Consider the following 17551-nt stretch of genomic DNA (forward strand, 5'->3'; position numbering starts at 1 on the left):
GGCTAGACCCCGACCTCCTGGTAGGCGGTGAACAGGAGGGCCGGCTCCGGCCCCTCGAGCACGATCGGCTTCGCGAGGCCGTCCAGCACGATGAACCGCAGCATGCCGGCCCGTGCCTTCTTGTCGCGGCGCATCGTCGCGAGCAGGCCCTCCCATCGGCCGAGGGGGTAGGTCGTCGGCAACGAGAGCGACTCGAGCACGGTCCGGTGGCGGTCCACCGTCGCGTCGTCCAGGTGACCGGTCAGCCGCGCGAGTTCGGCCGCGAACACCATGCCCACGGCGACCGCAGCTCCGTGCCGCCACTGGTAGCGCTCCGCGTGCTCGATGGCGTGCCCGAGCGTGTGCCCGTAGTTCAGGATCTCGCGCTTGCCCTGCTCGGTGAAGTCCGACGAGACGACCCGCGCCTTGAGGTCGATCGCGAGCTCGACCACGCGACGGAACTCCGGGGTGGTCGGATCGGTGACGCGGTCGACGTCGCGCTCGATCGTGTCGAGGATCTCGGGCACGGCGATGAACCCGGCCTTCACGATCTCGGCGAAGCCCGTGAGGATCTCGTTCCTCGGCAGCGTCGTGGCCAGGTCGAGGTCGACGACGACGGCCCGGGGCGCGTAGAAGGCACCGACGAGGTTCTTGCCCTCGTTCGTGTTGATCCCCGTCTTGCCGCCGACGCTCGCGTCGACCATGCCGAGCACGCTCGTCGGCACCTGCACGAGCGCGACCCCGCGGAGCCACGTCGCGGCCACGAACCCGGCGAGGTCGGTGACCGCACCACCCCCGAGCCCCACCACGGCGTCGGTCCGCGTGAAGTCGGCCTGCCCGAGGATCTGCCAGCAGAAGGCCGCGACCTCGACCCGCTTGGCGGACTCGGCGTCGGGCACCTCGGCGATGAGGGCCTCCAGACCGGCGTCGACGAGACGCGCGCGGAGCACCTCGGCCTGCTCCGCGAGCGGCGCAGCGTGCACGATGAGCACCTTCGCGACGCCGCGCGGCAGGACCGTCGGCACCGCCTCGAGGAGACCGTGCCCGACGGCCACGACGTACCCGTCGTCCCCGCCCACCCGGATCTGCGTCGTGCCGTCCGGCAGCGCCGTGCTCGTCGTCATGGTTCCTCCTCTGGTGCCGGCGCGCCAGCGGCCGCCACTGGTGCCGATGCTGGTCCTGGTGTCTCGGCGGCGCGGACCCAGGCGACGACGTCGTCGACCACGCGGCTCATCGGACGCCGTGAGGTGTCCACGACCACGTGCGCGAGGGACGCGTACGTCGCTGCGCGCGCATCCGCGATCGCGGTCCACGCGTCGATGCCCCCGACGGCCAGGAGCGGGCGGTCGGTCCCGACGATGCGCTCGGCGACGGCGTCGGCCGAGACGGTGAGCAGCACCACCCGGCACGTCGCGATGGCCGCGCGGGTGGCGGCGTGCGTGACGGCGCCGCCACCCACCGCCACGACGCCGCCCGTGTCGAACGCGGCGTCGACCGCGGCCCGCTCGAGGTCGCGGAACGCCGCCTCGCCGCGTTCGGCGAAGATGCGGTCGATGGATCCGTGTTCCCGCACGATCTCACGGTCCGTGTCGGTGAAGGGCACGCCGAGCGCCTTCGCCGCGCGCTTGCCCACGGTGGACTTGCCTGCGCCCATCGGACCGATGAGCACCACGGGCACCGCCAGCCGATGCGGCCGGGTCCACGTGTCGTCGTGGCGAGCGACGCCCGACGGTCCGGAGCCCGGCGGCGTCGCGCTCACAGGGACGGTGTGGGCTGCTGAACGTCGGCGGACGACGTCACGCCACGCGTCCGCAACGACGCCGGGATCGCCGCGAGGTACGCGTCGAGGTTCCGCTTGGTCTCGCCGACGGAGTCGCCGCCGAACTTCTCGAGCACGGCGTCGGCCAGGACGAGCGCCACCATCGCCTCGGCGACGACGCCCGCGGCTGGAACGGCACAGACGTCCGAGCGCTGGTGGTGCGCCGAGGCGTCCTCGCCGGTCGCGACGTCGACCGTGTGCAGCGCGTGGGGCACCGTCGCGATCGGCTTCATCCCGGCACGGACGCGGAGGACCGTGCCCGTGGACATGCCGCCCTCGGTGCCGCCGGCGCGGTCGGACGTGCGGTAGATCTCGCCGTCGGCCTGGAACAGCTCGTCGTGGGCCGCGGAACCCCGCCGCGCCGCCGTCGCGAAGCCGTCACCGACCTCGACGCCCTTGATCGCCTGGATGCCCATGATCGCGGCGGCGAGCCGGGCGTCGAGACGCCGGTCCCACTGCACGTGGGACCCGAGCCCCGGCGGGAGACCGTAGAACAGCACCTCCACGACGCCGCCGAGCGTGTCGCCGTCCTTCTTGGCGGCCTCGACCTCGGTGACCATGCGCGCGCTCGTGGCGGCGTCGAAGCACCGCAGCTGGTCGTCGTCGAGCCGGTCGACGTCCGTGGGCACGGGCAGCGGCGCGTCGTCCGGTACCCGCACCGTGCCGACCTGCAGCGTGTGGCTCACCGACGTGATGCCGAGTTCCGCCAGGAACGACTTGGCGACGGCGCCGAGTGCGACTCGCGCCGCGGTCTCGCGCGCCGACGCGCGCTCGAGGATCGGACGCGCCTCGTCGAACGCGTACTTCTGCATGCCCACGAGGTCGGCGTGGCCCGGTCGGGGTCGGGTGAGCGGCGCGTTGCGACCGCGGGAGGCGTCCGTCGTCTCGACCGGCTCGGCGTTCATCACCTCGACCCACTTGGGCCACTCGGTGTTCCCGACGCGGATCGCGATCGGGCTGCCGAGGGAGGACCCGTGGCGGACACCACTCGAGATGTGCAGCTCGTCCTGCTCGAACTTCATGCGGGAACCACGACCGTACCCGAGCTTGCGGCGCGCGAGGTCGGCGCGGATCTGCTCGTACGACACCGGGACGCCGGCCGGCAGCCCCTCGAGCACGGCGATGAGTTCGGGTCCGTGGGACTCACCTGCGGTCAACCAGCGAAGCATGGTGTCCATCCTCCCACAGCCCGAACGGCCGGCCGCCGCCCGGGATCACTTGTAATCGGGGTGGGCCTTCATCCACGCCTGCCACTGGGCGACCGCGGCCTCGTGTTCCGCGTAGGTCGTCGAGAACACGGTCGCTCCGGTCTGCAGGTCGACCGTCACGAAGTACAGCCAGCTACCGGCCGCGGGACGCATGACCGCGTCGATGGCGATGTCGCCCGGGTTCGAGATCGGACCGGGCGGGAGCCCCTTGTGCTGGTACGTGTTGTACGGGTTGCCCGCGTCCGCGCGTTCGGCGTCGGTCGTGGTCACCCGGTCCGTGTGCCCGGTGCCGTACGCGACCGTCGCGTCCGACTGGAGCGGCATGCCCTGGTCGATGCGGTTCTGGAACACCCGGGCCACCTTCGGGTAGTCGGCGGCGAGTCCGGCTTCCTTCTGCACGACCGAGGCGAACGTCACGACGTGCGCGCGTTCGGCCACCGGCACCCCTGCGTCGTCGAGGTGCTGGTTCATGGTGTCGACCATCGACTGGAAGTACTGCGTTGCCGTCCACGACGGGTTGATCGGGTACGTGGCGGGGAACAGGTAGCCCTCGAGGCTCGTCACGCCCGCAGGGAGGCCGTAACCCGAGACGTCCGCGGCGGCGGCGGTCACCGACGCCTGCGTGAGGCCGGCCTTGCTCACGAGTGACGCCTCGACGTCCTTGAGCACCGCGCCCTCGGGGATCAGGACCGTCGCGGTCACCTTGTTCGCGCTGTCCTGCAGCGCCGCGAGGGCCGCCTTCGCGCTCATGTGGTGCTTGAGCTGGTACGAACCCGGCTGGAACTGGACGTCCTGCTTGGTGAGGAGGAGCTGGTAGAACGCGGTCGAGGTCTTGACGACACCGCTCCGGTGCAGGGTCTTCGCGACGTCGCTGCCGATGTCACCCTCCTTGATGGTGACCGTCACCTTGCCCGTGCCGCTCCCCGTGTAGTCGGTGGGTTCCTGCTTCTTCGTCAGGCTCGCGACGACCGACTGGACCTTCGGCACCACGAACAGGGTGGCGCCGGCACCCCCCGCGAGCACGATGGCGACGATCACGATGCCCGCGACGACCGCGCCCCGCGAGCGACGGCGGCGCGGCGGCTGCGGACGCCGGGAGGCCCCACCGCGACGCCCGGAGCGACGCCCGTCGCCGACTCCCCCGTCGCGGCCCGCCGCGGCTCCGACGGCGACCGCGGCGCCATCCTGCTCGGCCCGGCCGGGCGCGTCTCGGTCGGCGGTCTCGTCGTCGTGGTGGCCGAACAGCGCACGGACGTCGCTGTGGTGGTGGTCCTGTGGGTCGGTGACGACGTCGTCGCCCCCGCTGCTGCGGTCGGCCCGGGCCGCGGCCTCTCGAGCTGCGCGGCGGGTCAGGTGGGGAGGACGAGCATCGGCGGCGCTGGGTTCGAGCGGAGCTCCGGCTCGGTCCGGAGCGGAAGGTGCCCGGTCGTCGGCGGCCCCGACGGCGCGGTCGTCACGCTGCTGGTCGGCATCGTCGCCGGGCGCGATGATCGCACGCCAATCAAGGTCGTCTGCCACGCTGCTCGATGTTCCTCGGGTCGGTGTTGCTCGGATCGGGTCGCTCTCGCACGAGTCACGGGAGCAGTGACCCCGGCGGAGTGCCTCCCGAGCGCTCTCGGTCGAGCGCATGTTGCAGAATGATAACAGCGGCGGCTTGGTCGATGACGGCTCGCGATCTCCGGCTGTCCCGGCCCGCCTCGCGCATGCCCCGCTGGGCGCTCACGGTCGACAGCCGTTCGTCCACGAGACGCACCGGCACCCGGGTCGCGATCCGTGCGGCGAAGGCCCGCGCGTCCGTGGTCGATGGGGTGTCGTCTCCGGACAGCGACAACGGGAGCCCGACGATCACCTCGATCGCGCCGTACTCCGCCGCGAGCTCGAGGATCCGGGGCACGTCTCGCCGGTCATCGCGACGGACGGTCTCGACCGGGGTGGCGAGCAGGCCGTCGCGGTCCGACACCGCCACCCCGATGCGCGCCCGTCCGACGTCGACGCCGAGGCGCCTCCCGGTGCGCACGCCGGTCAGGCGCCGAGACGATCGGTGACCGCGCGGAGCGCTGCGGGGAGCGCCGCCACGTCGGTGCCGCCGCCCTGGGCGAGGTCCGGCTTGCCGCCGCCGCCCCCGCCGAGGACGCCGGCGGCCTCCTTCGCGAGGGGGCCCGCCTGGACGCCGTGCTGTCGAGCGGCGTCGTTGGTGGCGACGATGACGGCCGGTTTGCCGTTCACGACCGCACCGAGCACGACGACGGCCGCGTCCGTGCCGAGCTGCCCGCGCACGGCGGTCGCGAGGGACCGGAGGTCGTCCGACGAGTTCAGGCCCTCGACCGTCTGCGCGACGACGGTGGTGTCGCCGACCTTGCCAGCGGTCCGAGCGATGCCCGGGACGCGCTGCTGCAGGTTCGCCGACTCGAACTCGGCGATCCGCTTCTCGGCGCTCTTGAGGTCGGCCATCAGTCCGGCGACACGGGCGGGGAGGTCCTCGCGCGGCGCCTTCAACGCGCTCGACAGCTGCGACACGATGGTCCGCTCGACGGCGAGGTCGCGGAAACCCTCGAGCCCGACGAGCGCCTCGACACGGCGGTTCGTCGACCCGACGCTGCTCTCGCCCACGAGGTTGACGAGCCCGACCTGGGCGCTCGACGCCACGTGCGTGCCACCACACAGCTCGCGCGACCAGGGTCCGCCGATGTCGACCATCCGGACCTCGGACCCGTACTTCTCGCCGAAGAGTGCCTGCGCCCCGAGCGCCTTCGCCTCGTCGAGCGGCAGGACACGGGTCGTGACGTCGAGGTCGGACCGGATGGCGCCGTTCACGACGTCCTCGATCTCGGTCCGCGTCGCGAGGGACACGGGCTGGCTCCACGAGAAGTCGAGTCGCATGTACCCGGCCTTGTTGTACGAGCCGGCCTGCAGCGCGTCGGGCCCGAGGATCTCGCGCAGTGCCGCGTTCACCAGGTGCGTCGCGGAGTGGGCCTGGGTCGCACCGCGCCGGTACTCGGCGTCGACCACCGTGGTCGCGGCGTCACCGACCCCGACCTCGCCCGACCGCACCTGCACCGTGTGGCTGTACAGGCCCGCGACCGGCTTCTGCACATCGAGCACCTCGAGGTCGAAACCGTTGCCGACGATCGATCCCTGGTCGGCGTCCTGTCCGCCCGACTCCGCGTACAGCGAGGTCTCGGCGAGGACGATCTCGGCGATGTCGCCCGCCACCGCGCGGTCCACGCCCCGGCCGTCGACGATGATCCCGAGCACACGGGTCTCGGTCTCGAGGGTGTCGTACCCCGTGAACACGGTCTCGCCCTGGGCACGGAAGGCGCTGTAGACGCTGAGGTCCGCCAGCGCGCGCTTCTTGCTCTTGGCGTCGGCCTTGGCACGAGCACGCTGGTCCGCCATGAGGGTGTCGAACGCCGCGCGGTCGACACGCAGGCCGGCCTCCTCGGCCATCTCGAGCGTGAGGTCGATCGGGAACCCGAACGTGTCGTGCAGGAGGAACGCGGTGTCGCCGCCGATCGGCGCACCCCCGTCCTGCTTGGCGCGGTCGACGGCGACGTCGAGGATGGTCGTGCCCTGCTCGAGCGTGCGGAGGAACGCGTCCTCCTCGGCGAAGGCGAGCCGCGCGATGCGGTCGAAGTCGTCGTGGACCTCGGGGTACGCGGCCTTCATGGCGTCGCGGGACGCCGGGAAGAGCTCCGGGAAGGTGGCGTCCTGGACCCCGAGGAGTCGCATCGCGCGGACCGAACGCCGGAGCAGCCGCCGGAGGATGTACCCGCGGCCCTCGTTCGACGGCTGGACACCGTCCGACATGAGCATCAGCGACGACCGGACGTGGTCCGCGATGACGCGCATGCGGACGTCGTCGCCGTGGTCGGCGCCGTACCGACGACCGGAGAGCTCCGCGGCGCGGTCGAGCACCGGGCGGACCTGGTCGATCTCGTACATGTTGTCGACGCCCTGCTTGAGGAAGGCGACGCGCTCGAGACCCATGCCCGTGTCGATGTTCTTGCTCGGGAGCTCCCCGACGATCTCGAAGTCGTACTTCGAGCGGACGTCCTGGATCTGGTACTGCATGAACACGAGGTTCCAGATCTCGACGTAGCGGTCGTCGTCGGTCGCGGGGCCGCCGTCGGCGCCGTAGGCAGGACCGCGGTCGAAGAAGATCTCGGAGCAGGGGCCCGCCGGGCCGGGTTGACCGGTCGACCAGTAGTTCGTGTCCTTGTCGAGCCGCTGGATGCGCTCGTCCGGCAGCCCGGCGATCTGCTTCCAGTACCGGATGGCCTCGTCGTCGTCCTTGTACACGGTGACCCAGAGGTCCTTCGGGTCGAACCCGAGACCCCCGTCCGACTCGTTCGACGTGAGCAGCTCCCACGCGTACGTGATCGCCTGCTCCTTGAAGTAGTCGCCGAACGAGAAGTTCCCGTTCATCTGGAAGAACGTGCCGTGCCGCGGCGTCCGCCCGACCTCTTCGATGTCGTTCGTGCGGATGCACTTCTGCACGCTCGTGGCCCTGGGGAACGGCGCCGGCACCAGACCGGACAGGTACGGGATGAACGGGACCATCCCCGCGACGGTGAACAGCAGCGAGGGGTCGTCCGACACGAGCGAGGCGGAGGGGACGACGGTGTGGCCACGGTCCCCGAAGTACTCGAGCCAGCGGCGGCGGATGTCAGCGGTCTGCATGGTGCTTCCTGGTCGTGACGGTGGACTGGCGGGGTGACGGAACGGGCCCCCGGGCGGAGACCGGGGCCGGCCGCACCGATGGGGTCAGGCGTGGTCGCCGGGGCGTGCCCGCAACTCGGCCTCGCGCGAGCGGTAGCCATCGGCGACGGCGGATGCGAAGGCCTTCGCCGCCGATCCGGCCCGGACCACGGGGCGCTGGGCAGCCTGCGACCGGTCGACCCGCCGCGCGAGGACGAACCCCACCACGAGACCGACGGCGACGAAGAACAGCTGCTTCACGTCCGGCTCCCTCCCACACCCGCAGGCGTGCCCTGCCCAGCTTAGTGCGGTCCGCCGGAACGCCGGAGGGCGGGCCGTCCGCTGTGGACGACCCGCCCTCGGCGGTGGTGCTGTGGATCAGCGGGCGGCGTAGTACTCGACGACCAGCTGGACCTCGCAGGTCACGGGGACCTCGGCGCGCTTCGGGCGACGCACGAGGCGGGCCTGGAGCTTGTCGATCTCGACCTCGAGGTACCCGGGCACCTTCGGGAGGACGTCCAGGTGACCACCGGCGGCGGCGACCTGGAACGGCTCGAGCGACTCGGAGCGCTGCTTGACGTGGATCAGCTGCCCCGGCTTGACGCGGAACGAGGGACGGTCGACGAGCTTGCCGTCGACCAGGATGTGGCGGTGCACGACGAGCTGGCGTGCCTGCGCGGTGGTCCGGGCGAAGCCGGCGCGGAGGACGAGCGCGTCGAGACGCTCCTCGAGGAGCTCGACGAGGCTCTCACCCGTCAGGCCCTTCGACTTGCGGGCCTCTTCGAAGACGATGCGGAGCTGCTTCTCGCGGATGCCGTACTGGGCACGCAGACGCTGCTTCTCACGGAGGCGGACGGCGTAGTCGCTGTCGGCCTTGCGGCGGGTGCGACCGTGCTCACCCGGCCCGTAGGGGCGCTTCTCGAGGTAACGGGCCGCCTTCGGCGTCAGCGGGATGCCGAGCGCGCGCGACAGGCGGGTCTTGCTGCGGGAACGTGACTTGGTAGACACAGGGTCCTTTTCTGTACTGAACGAACGGATCACGGTGGCCCCGCCGTGCGCACACGACGATCACCTGCGGCGCTCCGCTGACGAGGAGCGGATCGCCCGTGACGGGATCCAGAGGGATGAGCCTGTGGGATCGGACGGCTACAGTCCGAACCGCGGTCACTGCGGTCCTCGACGCAGCCGCACGCGAGGACCCGGACGTGGGCGCGAACAGCATAGCAGGGCGGCCGCGGCCGTCGGAAGCAGCGAGGCCGTCCGTGTCAGGATCCGCGGATGATGCGCCGCAGTCGGTCGAGTCGCGGTCCGACCTCGCGCTCGTTCCCGTTCGTCGTGGGGCTGTAGTACTCGGTGCCCTCGAGGACGTCGGGGAGGTACTGCTGTCGCGCCACCCCGTGCTCGGCGTCGTGCGCGTAGACGTACCCCTTGCCGTGGCCGAGCCGCTTCGCACCGGGGTAGTGCGCGTCGCGCAGGTGGGTGGGGACGACTCCCATCCGGCCCGCCCGGACATCGGCGATCGCCGCGTCGATGCCGGTGTACGCGGCGTTCGACTTGGGTGCGGTGGCGAGGTAGACCACCGCCTCGGCGAGGGGGATGCGGCCCTCGGGCATCCCGATCAGCTGCACGGCCTGGGCTGCGGCGACCGCGATCGGGAGCGCCTGGGGATCGGCCATCCCGATGTCCTCGGACGCCGAGATGATCACCCGGCGCGCGATGAACCGCGGGTCCTCGCCCGCCTCGATCATGCGGGCCAGGTAGTGCAGCGCGGCATCGACGTCGCTGCCACGGATCGACTTGATGAACGCGCTGATGACGTCGTAGTGCTCGTCCCCCTGCCGGTCGTACCGCAGGAGCGCGCGGTCCACCGCGGCCGCGATCGTCTCGGCCGTGACGACCGGCACGGTCTCGTGGTCGTCCGACGCCGCGATCGCCGACTGCGCGGCCGCCTCGAGGGCGGTCAGGGCACGGCGCGCGTCACCCGAGGCGAGTCGGACGAGCGCCGCACGGGCCTCGTCACCGAGGACGACGGTCCCGGCCAGTCCACGAGGATCCTCCACGGCGCGGTCGACCAGGGTCCCGAGGTCCGCGTCGGACAGCGGGCGCAGTGTCAGGAGCAACGACCGGGAGAGCAGGGGCGCGATGACCGAGAACGAGGGGTTCTCGGTCGTCGCGGCGATGAGGACGACCCAGCCGTTCTCGACCCCCGGCAGCAGGGCGTCCTGCTGGGCCTTGCTGAACCGGTGGATCTCGTCGAGGAACAGGACGGTGGTCGAGCCGTAGAGATCGCGGTGGGCGAGGGCGCGCTCCATCACCTCACGCACGTCCTTGACGCCTGCGGTGACGGCGCTCAGTTCGACGAAGGCCCGACCGGAAGAACGGGCGATGGCCTGCGCGATGGTGGTCTTGCCGGTGCCCGGTGGACCCCAGAGGATGACCGAGACGCCACCGGGACGGTCGTCCGCTCCGGACGCCAGGGACACGAGTGGTGATCCGCGCCCGAGCAGGTGCCCCTGCCCGGCGACCTCGTCGAGGCTCGTCGGCCGCATGCGCACGGCGAGCGGCGCCGCGCCCTGACCGACGCCCGGCGCGCTCTGCACGCCCGTCACCGACCGGTCCGCTGCCATGTCCCCCATGGTAAGCGGCGGCACCGACACGATGCGCGGGACCGGGAGGACGCCACCACCGCAGGCCGCGGCGATCGGTCATCGGGTCGTCCACTACGATCCTCCCTGGCACCGGGGCGGCCGGGACGCGGGACCAGGGCGGAGGACACGTGGCACCGAGGAACCAGGGCAGGGATGCCAGGGAGGCGCGCGACCGCCTCCGTCTGTACCAGGCGCGCCAGGGCCTCCACGACCGGCGACGCCGGAGGCGGCGGCGGGACGACCTCGTCGCACTCGTCGCACTCGTCGTCGTCGCGGCACTCGCCACGGGCTCACAGCTCGTGCACGACGAGCGGACGACGGCCTCCGCATCGGCATCGGCATCGGCATCGGCATCGGCATCCGCCACGAGCACGCCGACCCCGTCCGCCAGCGCCACCGCGGCGGACACCGGGAACGTGCCGAGCGCGTCCATCGCGAAGGCCTCGACCTGGACCGGCAGGCTCACGCTCAACAAGACGGTCACGTTGGACATCGAACTCGACGGGAAGGCCGCACCCCAGTCGACGAGCGTCCTGGTCGACCTCATCCGCAAGCAGTTCTACGACGGCACGTCCTGCCACCGGCTCAGCGTCACGAAGGGGGCACAGTTCATCCAGTGCGGCTCCGCCAACGGCGACGGCACCGGGGACGCCGGGTTCGAGTACGGACCGCTCGAGAACGTGCCCGCGGACGGCGACTACCCGACCGGCACGATCGCCATGGCCAGGAGCAGCTCGCAGTACTCCCAGAACACGCAGTTCTTAATCACCTACGGCGACACGCACCTCGACGGCTCGACCGGCGGCTACACGGTCGTCGGCAAGGTGACCGCGGGGCTCCCCCGGCTCCGGAAGACGATCACGTCGAAGGGGATCGGCACCGCCGGCAGCGACGGTACCGGTGCGCCGAAGGTCCCCACGACCATCACGGGCGCGACCATCGCCATCGAGCGGTGACCCACGGCCTCCCCGGCGGACCGGTTGGTCCTGTGTCGGAGGTGCCGCCGCCACCGGCCGCCCACGCCCCTGGCAAGTGACCCGTCGCCATCACAGCCCGTGCAATAGGCTGGCGTCCTGACCGGCCGACGGTGACGTCGGCGAGCACGACCACGATCGAGGCGAGACCTGTGGGACCTGACGAAGCAACGAGCTGGGGGCGAGTCGACGAGACCGGGACGGTGTACGTCCGGTACGGCGACGACGAGCGTGCGGTCGGTGAGTACCCCGACGCCGCCCCGGAGGAAGCCCTCGCCTACTACGCCCGGAAGTACGCCGACCTCGAGGGTCAGGTGCGGATCGCCGAGCAGCGCGCGCAGCGCGGCGCTTCGGCGTCGGACATCGGCCGGACGGTCGAGCACCTCCGCACGGCGCTCGCCGACGCTCGGGTCGTCGGCGACATCCAGGCCCTCGAGCGGCGCGTGGACGTCCTCGGCGAGCAGGTCGGCTCCCTCGGTCGTGAGCAGGCCGAACAGGCCGAGCAGGCCCTGACCGACGCGCTGGCGTACCGACGGGGCCTCGTCGAGGAAGCCGAGGCACTGGCGGCGGTGGATCCGGCACGGGCGCAGTGGAAGCAGATCACCACGCAGCTCGACGACGTCTTCGCCCGGTGGCAGCGGCACCAGCACGATGGTCCGCGGATCCCGAAGAACGAGGGCAACGAGCTGTGGAAGCGGTTCCGCACCGCCCGTTCCACCGTCGACCAGCACCGCCGTGCCTTCTACGCCGACCTCGACGCGCAGCACCGCGAGGCACGGTCCCGCAAGCAAGAGCTCGTCGACCAGGCCGAGGCGCTCGCGACCCGCGGCTCGGACGGCATCCCCGCGTACCGCCAACTGCTCGAGGACTGGAAGCACGCCGGCCGCGCGGGCAAGCGGTACGACGACGCACTGTGGAGCCGGTTCAAGGCCGCGGGTGACGTCCTCTTCGCGCAGAAGCACGACGAGGTCGCCCGCGAGTCCGAGGAGTACACGGCGAACCTCGACGCGAAGCTCGCGCTGCTGACCGAGGCCGAGCCCCTGCTCCAGGAGACCGACCGGGTCGCGGCACGCCGACGCCTGACCGACATCCAGCGCCGGTGGGACGAGATCGGTCGCGTGCCGCGCGACCGCGTCCGCAGTGTCGAGGACCGCATGCGTGCGATCGAGTCGCACGTCCGCGGGCTCGAGGACGAGCACTGGCGCGAGTCGGACCCCGAGCGCAAGGCCCGGTCCGCCGGGCTCGCGAGCCAGCTCGAGGACGCCATCGGCAAGCTCCAGGCCGAGCTGAACGACGCCGAGGCCTCGGGTGACACCGCTCGGATCAAGGCCGCGCAGGAGGCCCTGGACGCCAGGAGGATCTGGCTGGACGCACTGGGATCGTGACGTCGTCGGCGACCCGCTCGTCGGACGTGCCCGGGTCGCGCCGCCGGCCGCCGGCCGCTGGTCGACCCACCAGCTAGTCGACGCCCAGGATCACCCGGATCTCGCGGTCGTCCTGCCGCATCTGCGCCGCGAGCGCGTCCATGCCGTCGAACGCGACCATGCCGCGCACGTAGGCGACGAACATCACCGTGATGACGTCGTCGTACAGGTCGATGTCGACGTCGAGCAGGTGCGCTTCGATCTGCTTCTCGGGGACGCCCTCGAACGTCGGGTTGTTCCCGACGGAGACCGCGGCCGGGTAGGTCCGGCCCCGATGCAGCACCCGCGCGGCGTACACGCCGTCCGCGGGCACGAACCCCTCGCAGTCGGGATCGAGGTTGGCGGTCGGGTAGCCCATCTCGCGCCCGCGCTCGTTGCCGTGCACGACCGTGCTCCGCACGGCGTGGTCGCGGCCGAGCAGCCGCGCGGCCTCCGCGACGCGACCGACGGACAGCAGCTCGCGGATCCAGGTCGACGAGACGCGCCGTTCCCCCGCGGACCGGCCGTCGTCGACGAGGTCTACGTCATCGATCAACCGGACGGAGAACCCGTGCTGCTCGCCGAGGCGCCGGAGCAGGTCGACGTCGCCGGCACCGCGGGCGCCGAACCGGAAGTCGCTCCCGACGAGCACGACCCGTGCGTGGAGGGCACCCACGAGGACGCGCGCGACGAACTCGGCGGCGGGCAGCGACTGCAGGGACTGGTCGAACGGCAGCAAGAGGGTCGCGTCCACCCCGGCCGCCTCGAGCAGCTCGCGCCGCTGCCGGATGCTCGTGAGCGCCGGTGGCACGTGCCCGGGATCGAGCACCGACAGCGGGTGACGATCGAAGGTCACGACGGTGGACACGAGGTCGCGTTCACGCGCGGCGTCCTCGAGCTGCGCGATGACGGCGCGGTGCCCGACGTGGACGCCGTCGAACTTGCCGATCGTGACCGCGCTCGGACCGAAGCCCGCCGGGACCTCGGCGAGGTCGGCGAAGTACTGCATGGTCACTCCCCCGAGGTCGCGGCGTCGGCACGACCGGCCGCGGCCCGCTCCGCGTCCGGCTCGGGCGCGACGCGCGACGACGGCGGGTCCGCCGCGATGGCCTGCACAGCGGCACGGTGGTGGGTCCGCAACCACCACAGCCCGGCGACCGGCAGGACGAGGGGCACCCAGTAGTACCCGGCTCCGAAGCCCGACCACACGGTGTCGTCGGGGAACAGGGCGTGGTCGAACAGCGACAGGAACCCGATGACGACGACCCCGACCATCTCGAACCCGATCGTCACCCAAGCGACGCGGTACCAGGTGCGGCCCGGGGCGATGAGCGCGACCATCGCGACGATGTAGACCACGGCGGACAGGGCACTCAACGTGTAGGCGAACGGCGCGTGGTGGAACTTCTCGATGATCTGCACGACGCTGCGTCCGGTCGCCGCGAGGGCGAGGATGCCGTAGACGGCGATGAGGACGCGACCGATGCCGGTCGCGCGAGAGGACTTGGTCGGCATCGCCCCGATTCTAGCGGCCGGGAGGCACGGCTCGGTCTGGCGCCGACCGGTCACGCCTGGGCGAACCAGATCTGGGACATCCGGTAGACCATGACCGCGACGGTGAAGGCTCCCGCTCCGAGCACCACGGTGCTCCACCGGGTGCGGTCGATGAGGGCCCAGACGATCGCCGCAGGTGGGACGAGCAGCACCGACACCGCGTACACCCCGAACTCGAGCGCGTTTCCCCTCGGCGGGTTGCCCACCGCGGGTTGCACGATCGCGACGACACCCTGGGCGATGAGCAGGAGCTCGATGAGCACGAGCGCGCCGACGGTCGGGTCGTTCGGCTTCCAACCGATCAGGCCGACCACGACACAGAAGAGGCCGGTGAGGGCCGCGAAGCCGACCTGGACCCAGGTGAACCAGTCGATCATGCGTCCGCTCCTGTCGGGAAGTTCGTGATGACCCGCAGCGCGCCACGTCGGACGGACACGAGTCCGACGAGGCGGTCGTCCGCCGCGGCGACGGCCGCGACCGGACCGTCGGTGTCGGCCAGGTCGGTCGGCACCCGTTTGCCGTCGCTGAGGTCCCGTGCCGCTGCGGAGTCGAGCACGACCTCCCGGAACAGGACGCGGGCGACGTCCGCCGGACGGCGCAGCCGGGCCCGGACGTCTACGTCGTCGTCCTCGAGCACGACGGCGTCGGCGACGGCGAACGGTCCGATCCGGGTCCTGCGCAGTGCGGTGAGGTGGCCGCCGGTCTCGAGGGCCACCGCGACGTCACGGGCGAGGGCGCGGACGTAGGTGCCGGAGGAACACTCGACGTCGACGTCGAGGTCGACGACCGGGGTCTCCACGCCCTCCACGGCCACGACCAGGTCACGCCGGGCCAGGACGTCGAAGCGCGCCACCGTCACACGTCGCGGTTCCAGCTCGACGGTCTCGCCCGCGCGCACCCGGGCGTACGCCCGTCGGCCGTCGACCTTGATGGCGCTGACCGTGCTCGGCACCTGCTCGATGGTCCCCCGCTGCGCGCCCACGGCCTCCTCGAGCCGGACGTCGTCGAGCGCGTCCGGGAGCAGTCCGGGGGACGCGACCACGGCACCGTCGGCGTCGTCGGAGTCGGTCGCGACACCGAGCCGGATCGTCGCGGTGTACCGCTTGTCGAGGCCGACCAGGTGCGTCAGCAGACGCGTCGACGGCCCGACACCGAGGACGAGCAGACCCGTCGCCATCGGGTCGAGGGTCCCGGCGTGCCCGATCTTGCGGATGCCGAAGCGTCGGCGCGCGATCGAGACCGACCGGTGGCTGGAGATGCCGCCCGGCTTGTCGACGAGGAGGATCCCGTTGGGGGCCGGTTCGAGCACCGGGAAAGGGTAGCAGCGCCGGCGCTCAGCCGACGTCGCGCGGGTCGCCTCCGGCTAGCACGCGTCCGCCCAGTTCCGCCGCGGGTGCTCGGGGTCCGTCACGTCGAGGACGGCCGACGCAGCACCCTTCGGGTCGTCCTGACGGACGTACGTGGTGAACGGGTCCTCGGCGCGCGGCTCGGACCGATCGTCGCGCTCGACCCACAGGGACCAGCGCCAGAGGGACCGCACGGAGCGCGACAGCAGACGCTTCCCCGTGACGACGAGGATCCCGGGGTCGGTGCCGATCGTCCGGAAGGGATCGACGACCTCGGCTCGGAGGCCATCGGCATCCGTCGAGGACGCCGCGGCGTGCATGGCCTTGACCCCCTGCTGCTCGAGTGCCGCGACGAGGCCCGCTGCGACGCGCTCCAGGTCGACGCCCGGCCCGCCGTCGACCGCGATCACCGTCCGAGCGGCGCCCGCGTTGTGCGCGACCTCCGTCGCGATCGCCTGCATGGTGTCGGTCTCCTGCGGTGCCCATCGTGCCATCGCTCCACCGTAGGCTCTCCTGGTGGTCCCCGTTCCGCGCCCCGAGCACCCCTCGGACGTCTCCCCAGACGTCGCCGCCCGGGAGGCCCGACCCGGCCCCGACATCCCGACCCCGCTCATCGCGTGGTTCCGCCAGCACGGCCGCGACCTCCCGTGGCGACGACCCGGGTTCCCCGCCTGGGGCACGATGGTGAGCGAGATCATGCTCCAGCAGACACAGGTCGCACGGGTCGTCCCACGGCTCGAGGCGTGGCTCGCGCGCTGGCCGACGCCAGCCGCCCTCGCCGCCGACCCGCCGTCCGAGGCGGTCCGTGCCTGGGACCGGCTGGGCTACCCGCGACGCGCGCTCGCGCTGCACGCCGCGGCGACCGCCATCGTCGACCGACACGAGGGCGTCGTCCCATCGGACGTCGACGCCCTCCTCGCGCTCCCCGGCATCGGCGACTACACGGCGCGGGCGATCGCGGTGTTCGCCTTCGGGCTGCGCCACCCGGTCGTCGACGTCAACGTCCGCCGGGTCCTCGCCCGGGCGCTGCTCGGGCAGGCCGAGCCGGGGCCGGCGAACGCTCGACGTGACCTGCCGCTGATGGCTGCGGTGCTGCCTCCCGATCTCGAGGACGCGGCTGCGACGAACGCGGCGGTCATGGAGCTCGGCGCGCTCGTGTGCGTCGCGAAGCGGCCCGCATGCGACGTGTGCCCGATCTCCGATCGATGCCGGTGGCGCGCGCAGGGGCACCCCGCGCACGACGGCCCGCGGGCGCCCCGGCAGTCGCGGTTCGCCGGGAGCGACCGACAGGTCCGCGGGCTGATCATGGCCGAACTCCGGGCCAGCGACGTCCCGGTGACCCTGGACGAGATCGCGATGGTGTGGCCCGACGCCGAGCAGCGCGACCGCGCGCTCCGATCGCTGGTGCGGGACGGGCTCGCCGTCGGGTCCGACGCCGTCGGCTACTCGCTGCCCGGGTCCGCCTGACGGGTGACGACGTCGGCCGAGTCCTCGTCGTCGTCCTCGTCGTCGTGTCGGTACGGGTCGGCGTCGCCCGCGTAGGACGCGGCGGACGCCTGTGCCCGCGCCGCGGCGTCGCGGTCACGCGCCTCGGCGAGCAACGCGTCGATGTGCGCAGCGTTCTCCGGCACGGCGTCGGCGATGAACTCGAGGGTCGGGGTCAGCCGAGCGGTGATGTTCTTGCCGACCTCGCTGCGGAGCATGCCGGTCGCGGACTTCAGCGCCGCCGCGGTGTCCTGCCGCTCCTCGTCCGAGCCGTACACGGTGTAGAAGACGGACGCGTGCTGCAGGTCGCCGGTCACCTGGACGTCCGTGATCGTGACGAATCCGAGACGCGGGTCACGGATGCCCTTGTCCAGCCGCCTGGCGACGATCTCCTGGATGCGGTCCGCCATCTTGCGGGCGCGCTGTGGGTCGGCCAT

Annotated in this window: 18 protein-coding genes; 3 read left to right on the top strand and 15 right to left on the bottom strand. The window is 72.0% G+C overall.

The window, feature by feature from the left end:
• Positions 1-2: 2 nt before the first annotated feature.
• The 9 genes from aroB to DEI94_RS08930 form a co-directional block, all read right to left on the bottom strand.
• A complete protein-coding gene (aroB, locus tag DEI94_RS08890) occupies positions 3-1103 on the bottom strand; it encodes a 3-dehydroquinate synthase (protein ID WP_258368474.1) in 1101 nt (366 codons plus the stop codon).
• Positions 1100-1633 carry a shikimate kinase gene (locus tag DEI94_RS08895; protein WP_502868542.1) on the bottom strand — a complete coding sequence of 178 codons (534 nt, stop codon included), beginning with the start codon at positions 1631-1633 and terminating at the stop codon, positions 1100-1102. Before DEI94_RS08895 ends, aroB begins: the two co-directional genes overlap by 4 nt.
• Positions 1634-1734: 101 nt before the next feature.
• Positions 1735-2967: a chorismate synthase gene (gene aroC / locus DEI94_RS08900; protein WP_111025651.1), complete on the bottom strand. Its 1233-nt coding sequence runs from the start codon at positions 2965-2967 to the stop codon at positions 1735-1737.
• Positions 2968-3012: 45 nt separating this feature from the next.
• Positions 3013-4524 (bottom strand): endolytic transglycosylase MltG, encoded by a 1512-nt coding sequence (gene mltG, locus DEI94_RS08905; RefSeq protein ID WP_258377928.1) that lies wholly within the window; start codon positions 4522-4524, stop codon positions 3013-3015.
• Between the two features lie 55 nt (positions 4525-4579).
• Entirely contained in the window at positions 4580-5032 is a 453-nt protein-coding gene (gene ruvX, locus DEI94_RS08910) for a Holliday junction resolvase RuvX (protein WP_111025716.1), read from the bottom strand.
• Positions 5029-7686 (bottom strand): alanine--tRNA ligase, encoded by a 2658-nt coding sequence (alaS, locus tag DEI94_RS08915; RefSeq protein WP_111009161.1) that lies wholly within the window; start codon positions 7684-7686, stop codon positions 5029-5031. Before alaS ends, ruvX begins: the two co-directional genes overlap by 4 nt.
• Before the next feature lie 84 nt (positions 7687-7770).
• Entirely contained in the window at positions 7771-7965 is a 195-nt protein-coding gene (locus tag DEI94_RS08920) for a hypothetical protein (protein WP_111009162.1), read from the bottom strand.
• Between the two features lie 117 nt (positions 7966-8082).
• Entirely contained in the window at positions 8083-8712 is a 630-nt protein-coding gene (rpsD, locus tag DEI94_RS08925; RefSeq protein ID WP_111009163.1) for a 30S ribosomal protein S4, read from the bottom strand.
• 257 nt (positions 8713-8969) lie between these two features.
• Positions 8970-10331 (bottom strand): replication-associated recombination protein A, encoded by a 1362-nt coding sequence (locus DEI94_RS08930; protein ID WP_111009363.1) that lies wholly within the window; start codon positions 10329-10331, stop codon positions 8970-8972.
• A 149-nt stretch (positions 10332-10480) separates the two neighbouring features.
• Here DEI94_RS08930 and DEI94_RS08935 point away from each other — a divergent pair, with 149 nt between their 5' ends.
• Together DEI94_RS08935 and DEI94_RS08940 are read left to right on the top strand one after the other, a co-directional pair.
• Positions 10481-11308 carry a peptidylprolyl isomerase gene (locus tag DEI94_RS08935; protein ID WP_111025652.1) on the top strand — a complete coding sequence of 276 codons (828 nt, stop codon included), beginning with the start codon at positions 10481-10483 and terminating at the stop codon, positions 11306-11308.
• Between the two features lie 170 nt (positions 11309-11478).
• Positions 11479-12711, top strand: a complete 1233-nt coding sequence (locus DEI94_RS08940) for a DUF349 domain-containing protein (protein WP_181435995.1) — start codon at positions 11479-11481, stop codon at positions 12709-12711.
• Between the two features lie 73 nt (positions 12712-12784).
• Here DEI94_RS08940 and DEI94_RS08945 read toward each other — a convergent pair whose 3' ends face one another.
• The 5 genes from DEI94_RS08945 to DEI94_RS08965 are packed head-to-tail and all read right to left on the bottom strand — an operon-like array spanning position 12785 to position 16123.
• Complete coding sequence (locus DEI94_RS08945; protein WP_111025653.1) at positions 12785-13738, bottom strand: bifunctional riboflavin kinase/FAD synthetase; 954 nt, start codon at positions 13736-13738, stop codon at positions 12785-12787.
• 2 nt (positions 13739-13740) lie between these two features.
• On the bottom strand, positions 13741-14244 hold the full coding sequence (locus DEI94_RS08950) for a hypothetical protein (RefSeq protein ID WP_111009166.1): 504 nt from the start codon (positions 14242-14244) through the stop codon (positions 13741-13743).
• A 50-nt stretch (positions 14245-14294) separates the two neighbouring features.
• Positions 14295-14660, bottom strand: a complete 366-nt coding sequence (locus DEI94_RS08955; RefSeq protein ID WP_111009167.1) for a hypothetical protein — start codon at positions 14658-14660, stop codon at positions 14295-14297.
• Positions 14657-15592 (bottom strand): tRNA pseudouridine(55) synthase TruB, encoded by a 936-nt coding sequence (gene truB / locus DEI94_RS08960; RefSeq protein WP_111009168.1) that lies wholly within the window; start codon positions 15590-15592, stop codon positions 14657-14659. The genes DEI94_RS08955 and truB overlap by 4 nt, the downstream gene beginning before the upstream one ends.
• Before the next feature lie 54 nt (positions 15593-15646).
• Entirely contained in the window at positions 15647-16123 is a 477-nt protein-coding gene (locus DEI94_RS08965; protein ID WP_111009169.1) for a hypothetical protein, read from the bottom strand.
• A 103-nt stretch (positions 16124-16226) separates the two neighbouring features.
• Here DEI94_RS08965 and DEI94_RS08970 point away from each other — a divergent pair, with 103 nt between their 5' ends.
• A complete protein-coding gene (locus DEI94_RS08970; protein ID WP_220038764.1) occupies positions 16227-17096 on the top strand; it encodes an iron-sulfur binding domain-containing protein in 870 nt (289 codons plus the stop codon).
• Here DEI94_RS08970 and rbfA read toward each other — a convergent pair.
• Positions 17072-17551, bottom strand: a complete 480-nt coding sequence (rbfA, locus tag DEI94_RS08975; RefSeq protein ID WP_111009171.1) for a 30S ribosome-binding factor RbfA — start codon at positions 17549-17551, stop codon at positions 17072-17074. The two genes, DEI94_RS08970 and rbfA, sit on opposite strands and share 25 nt — an antisense overlap.

It is taken from the genome of Curtobacterium sp. MCBD17_040, assembly GCF_003234805.2.
In the GTDB taxonomy this organism is placed as follows: Bacteria; Actinomycetota; Actinomycetes; order Actinomycetales; family Microbacteriaceae; genus Curtobacterium.

Coding starts and splice junctions, on each gene's coding strand:
- aroB (WP_258368474.1), bottom strand. CDS start 1,103: ATGACGACGAGCACGGCGCTGCCGGACGGCACGACGCAGATCCGGGTG.
- DEI94_RS08895 (WP_502868542.1), bottom strand. CDS start 1,633: ATGGGCGCAGGCAAGTCCACCGTGGGCAAGCGCGCGGCGAAGGCGCTC.
- aroC (WP_111025651.1), bottom strand. CDS start 2,967: ATGCTTCGCTGGTTGACCGCAGGTGAGTCCCACGGACCCGAACTCATC.
- alaS (WP_111009161.1), bottom strand. CDS start 7,686: ATGCAGACCGCTGACATCCGCCGCCGCTGGCTCGAGTACTTCGGGGAC.
- DEI94_RS08930 (WP_111009363.1), bottom strand. CDS start 10,331: ATGGCAGCGGACCGGTCGGTGACGGGCGTGCAGAGCGCGCCGGGCGTC.
- DEI94_RS08945 (WP_111025653.1), bottom strand. CDS start 13,738: ATGCAGTACTTCGCCGACCTCGCCGAGGTCCCGGCGGGCTTCGGTCCG.
- DEI94_RS08950 (WP_111009166.1), bottom strand. CDS start 14,244: ATGCCGACCAAGTCCTCTCGCGCGACCGGCATCGGTCGCGTCCTCATC.
- DEI94_RS08955 (WP_111009167.1), bottom strand. CDS start 14,660: ATGATCGACTGGTTCACCTGGGTCCAGGTCGGCTTCGCGGCCCTCACC.
- DEI94_RS08965 (WP_111009169.1), bottom strand. CDS start 16,123: ATGGCACGATGGGCACCGCAGGAGACCGACACCATGCAGGCGATCGCG.
- rbfA (WP_111009171.1), bottom strand. CDS start 17,551: ATGGCCGACCCACAGCGCGCCCGCAAGATGGCGGACCGCATCCAGGAG.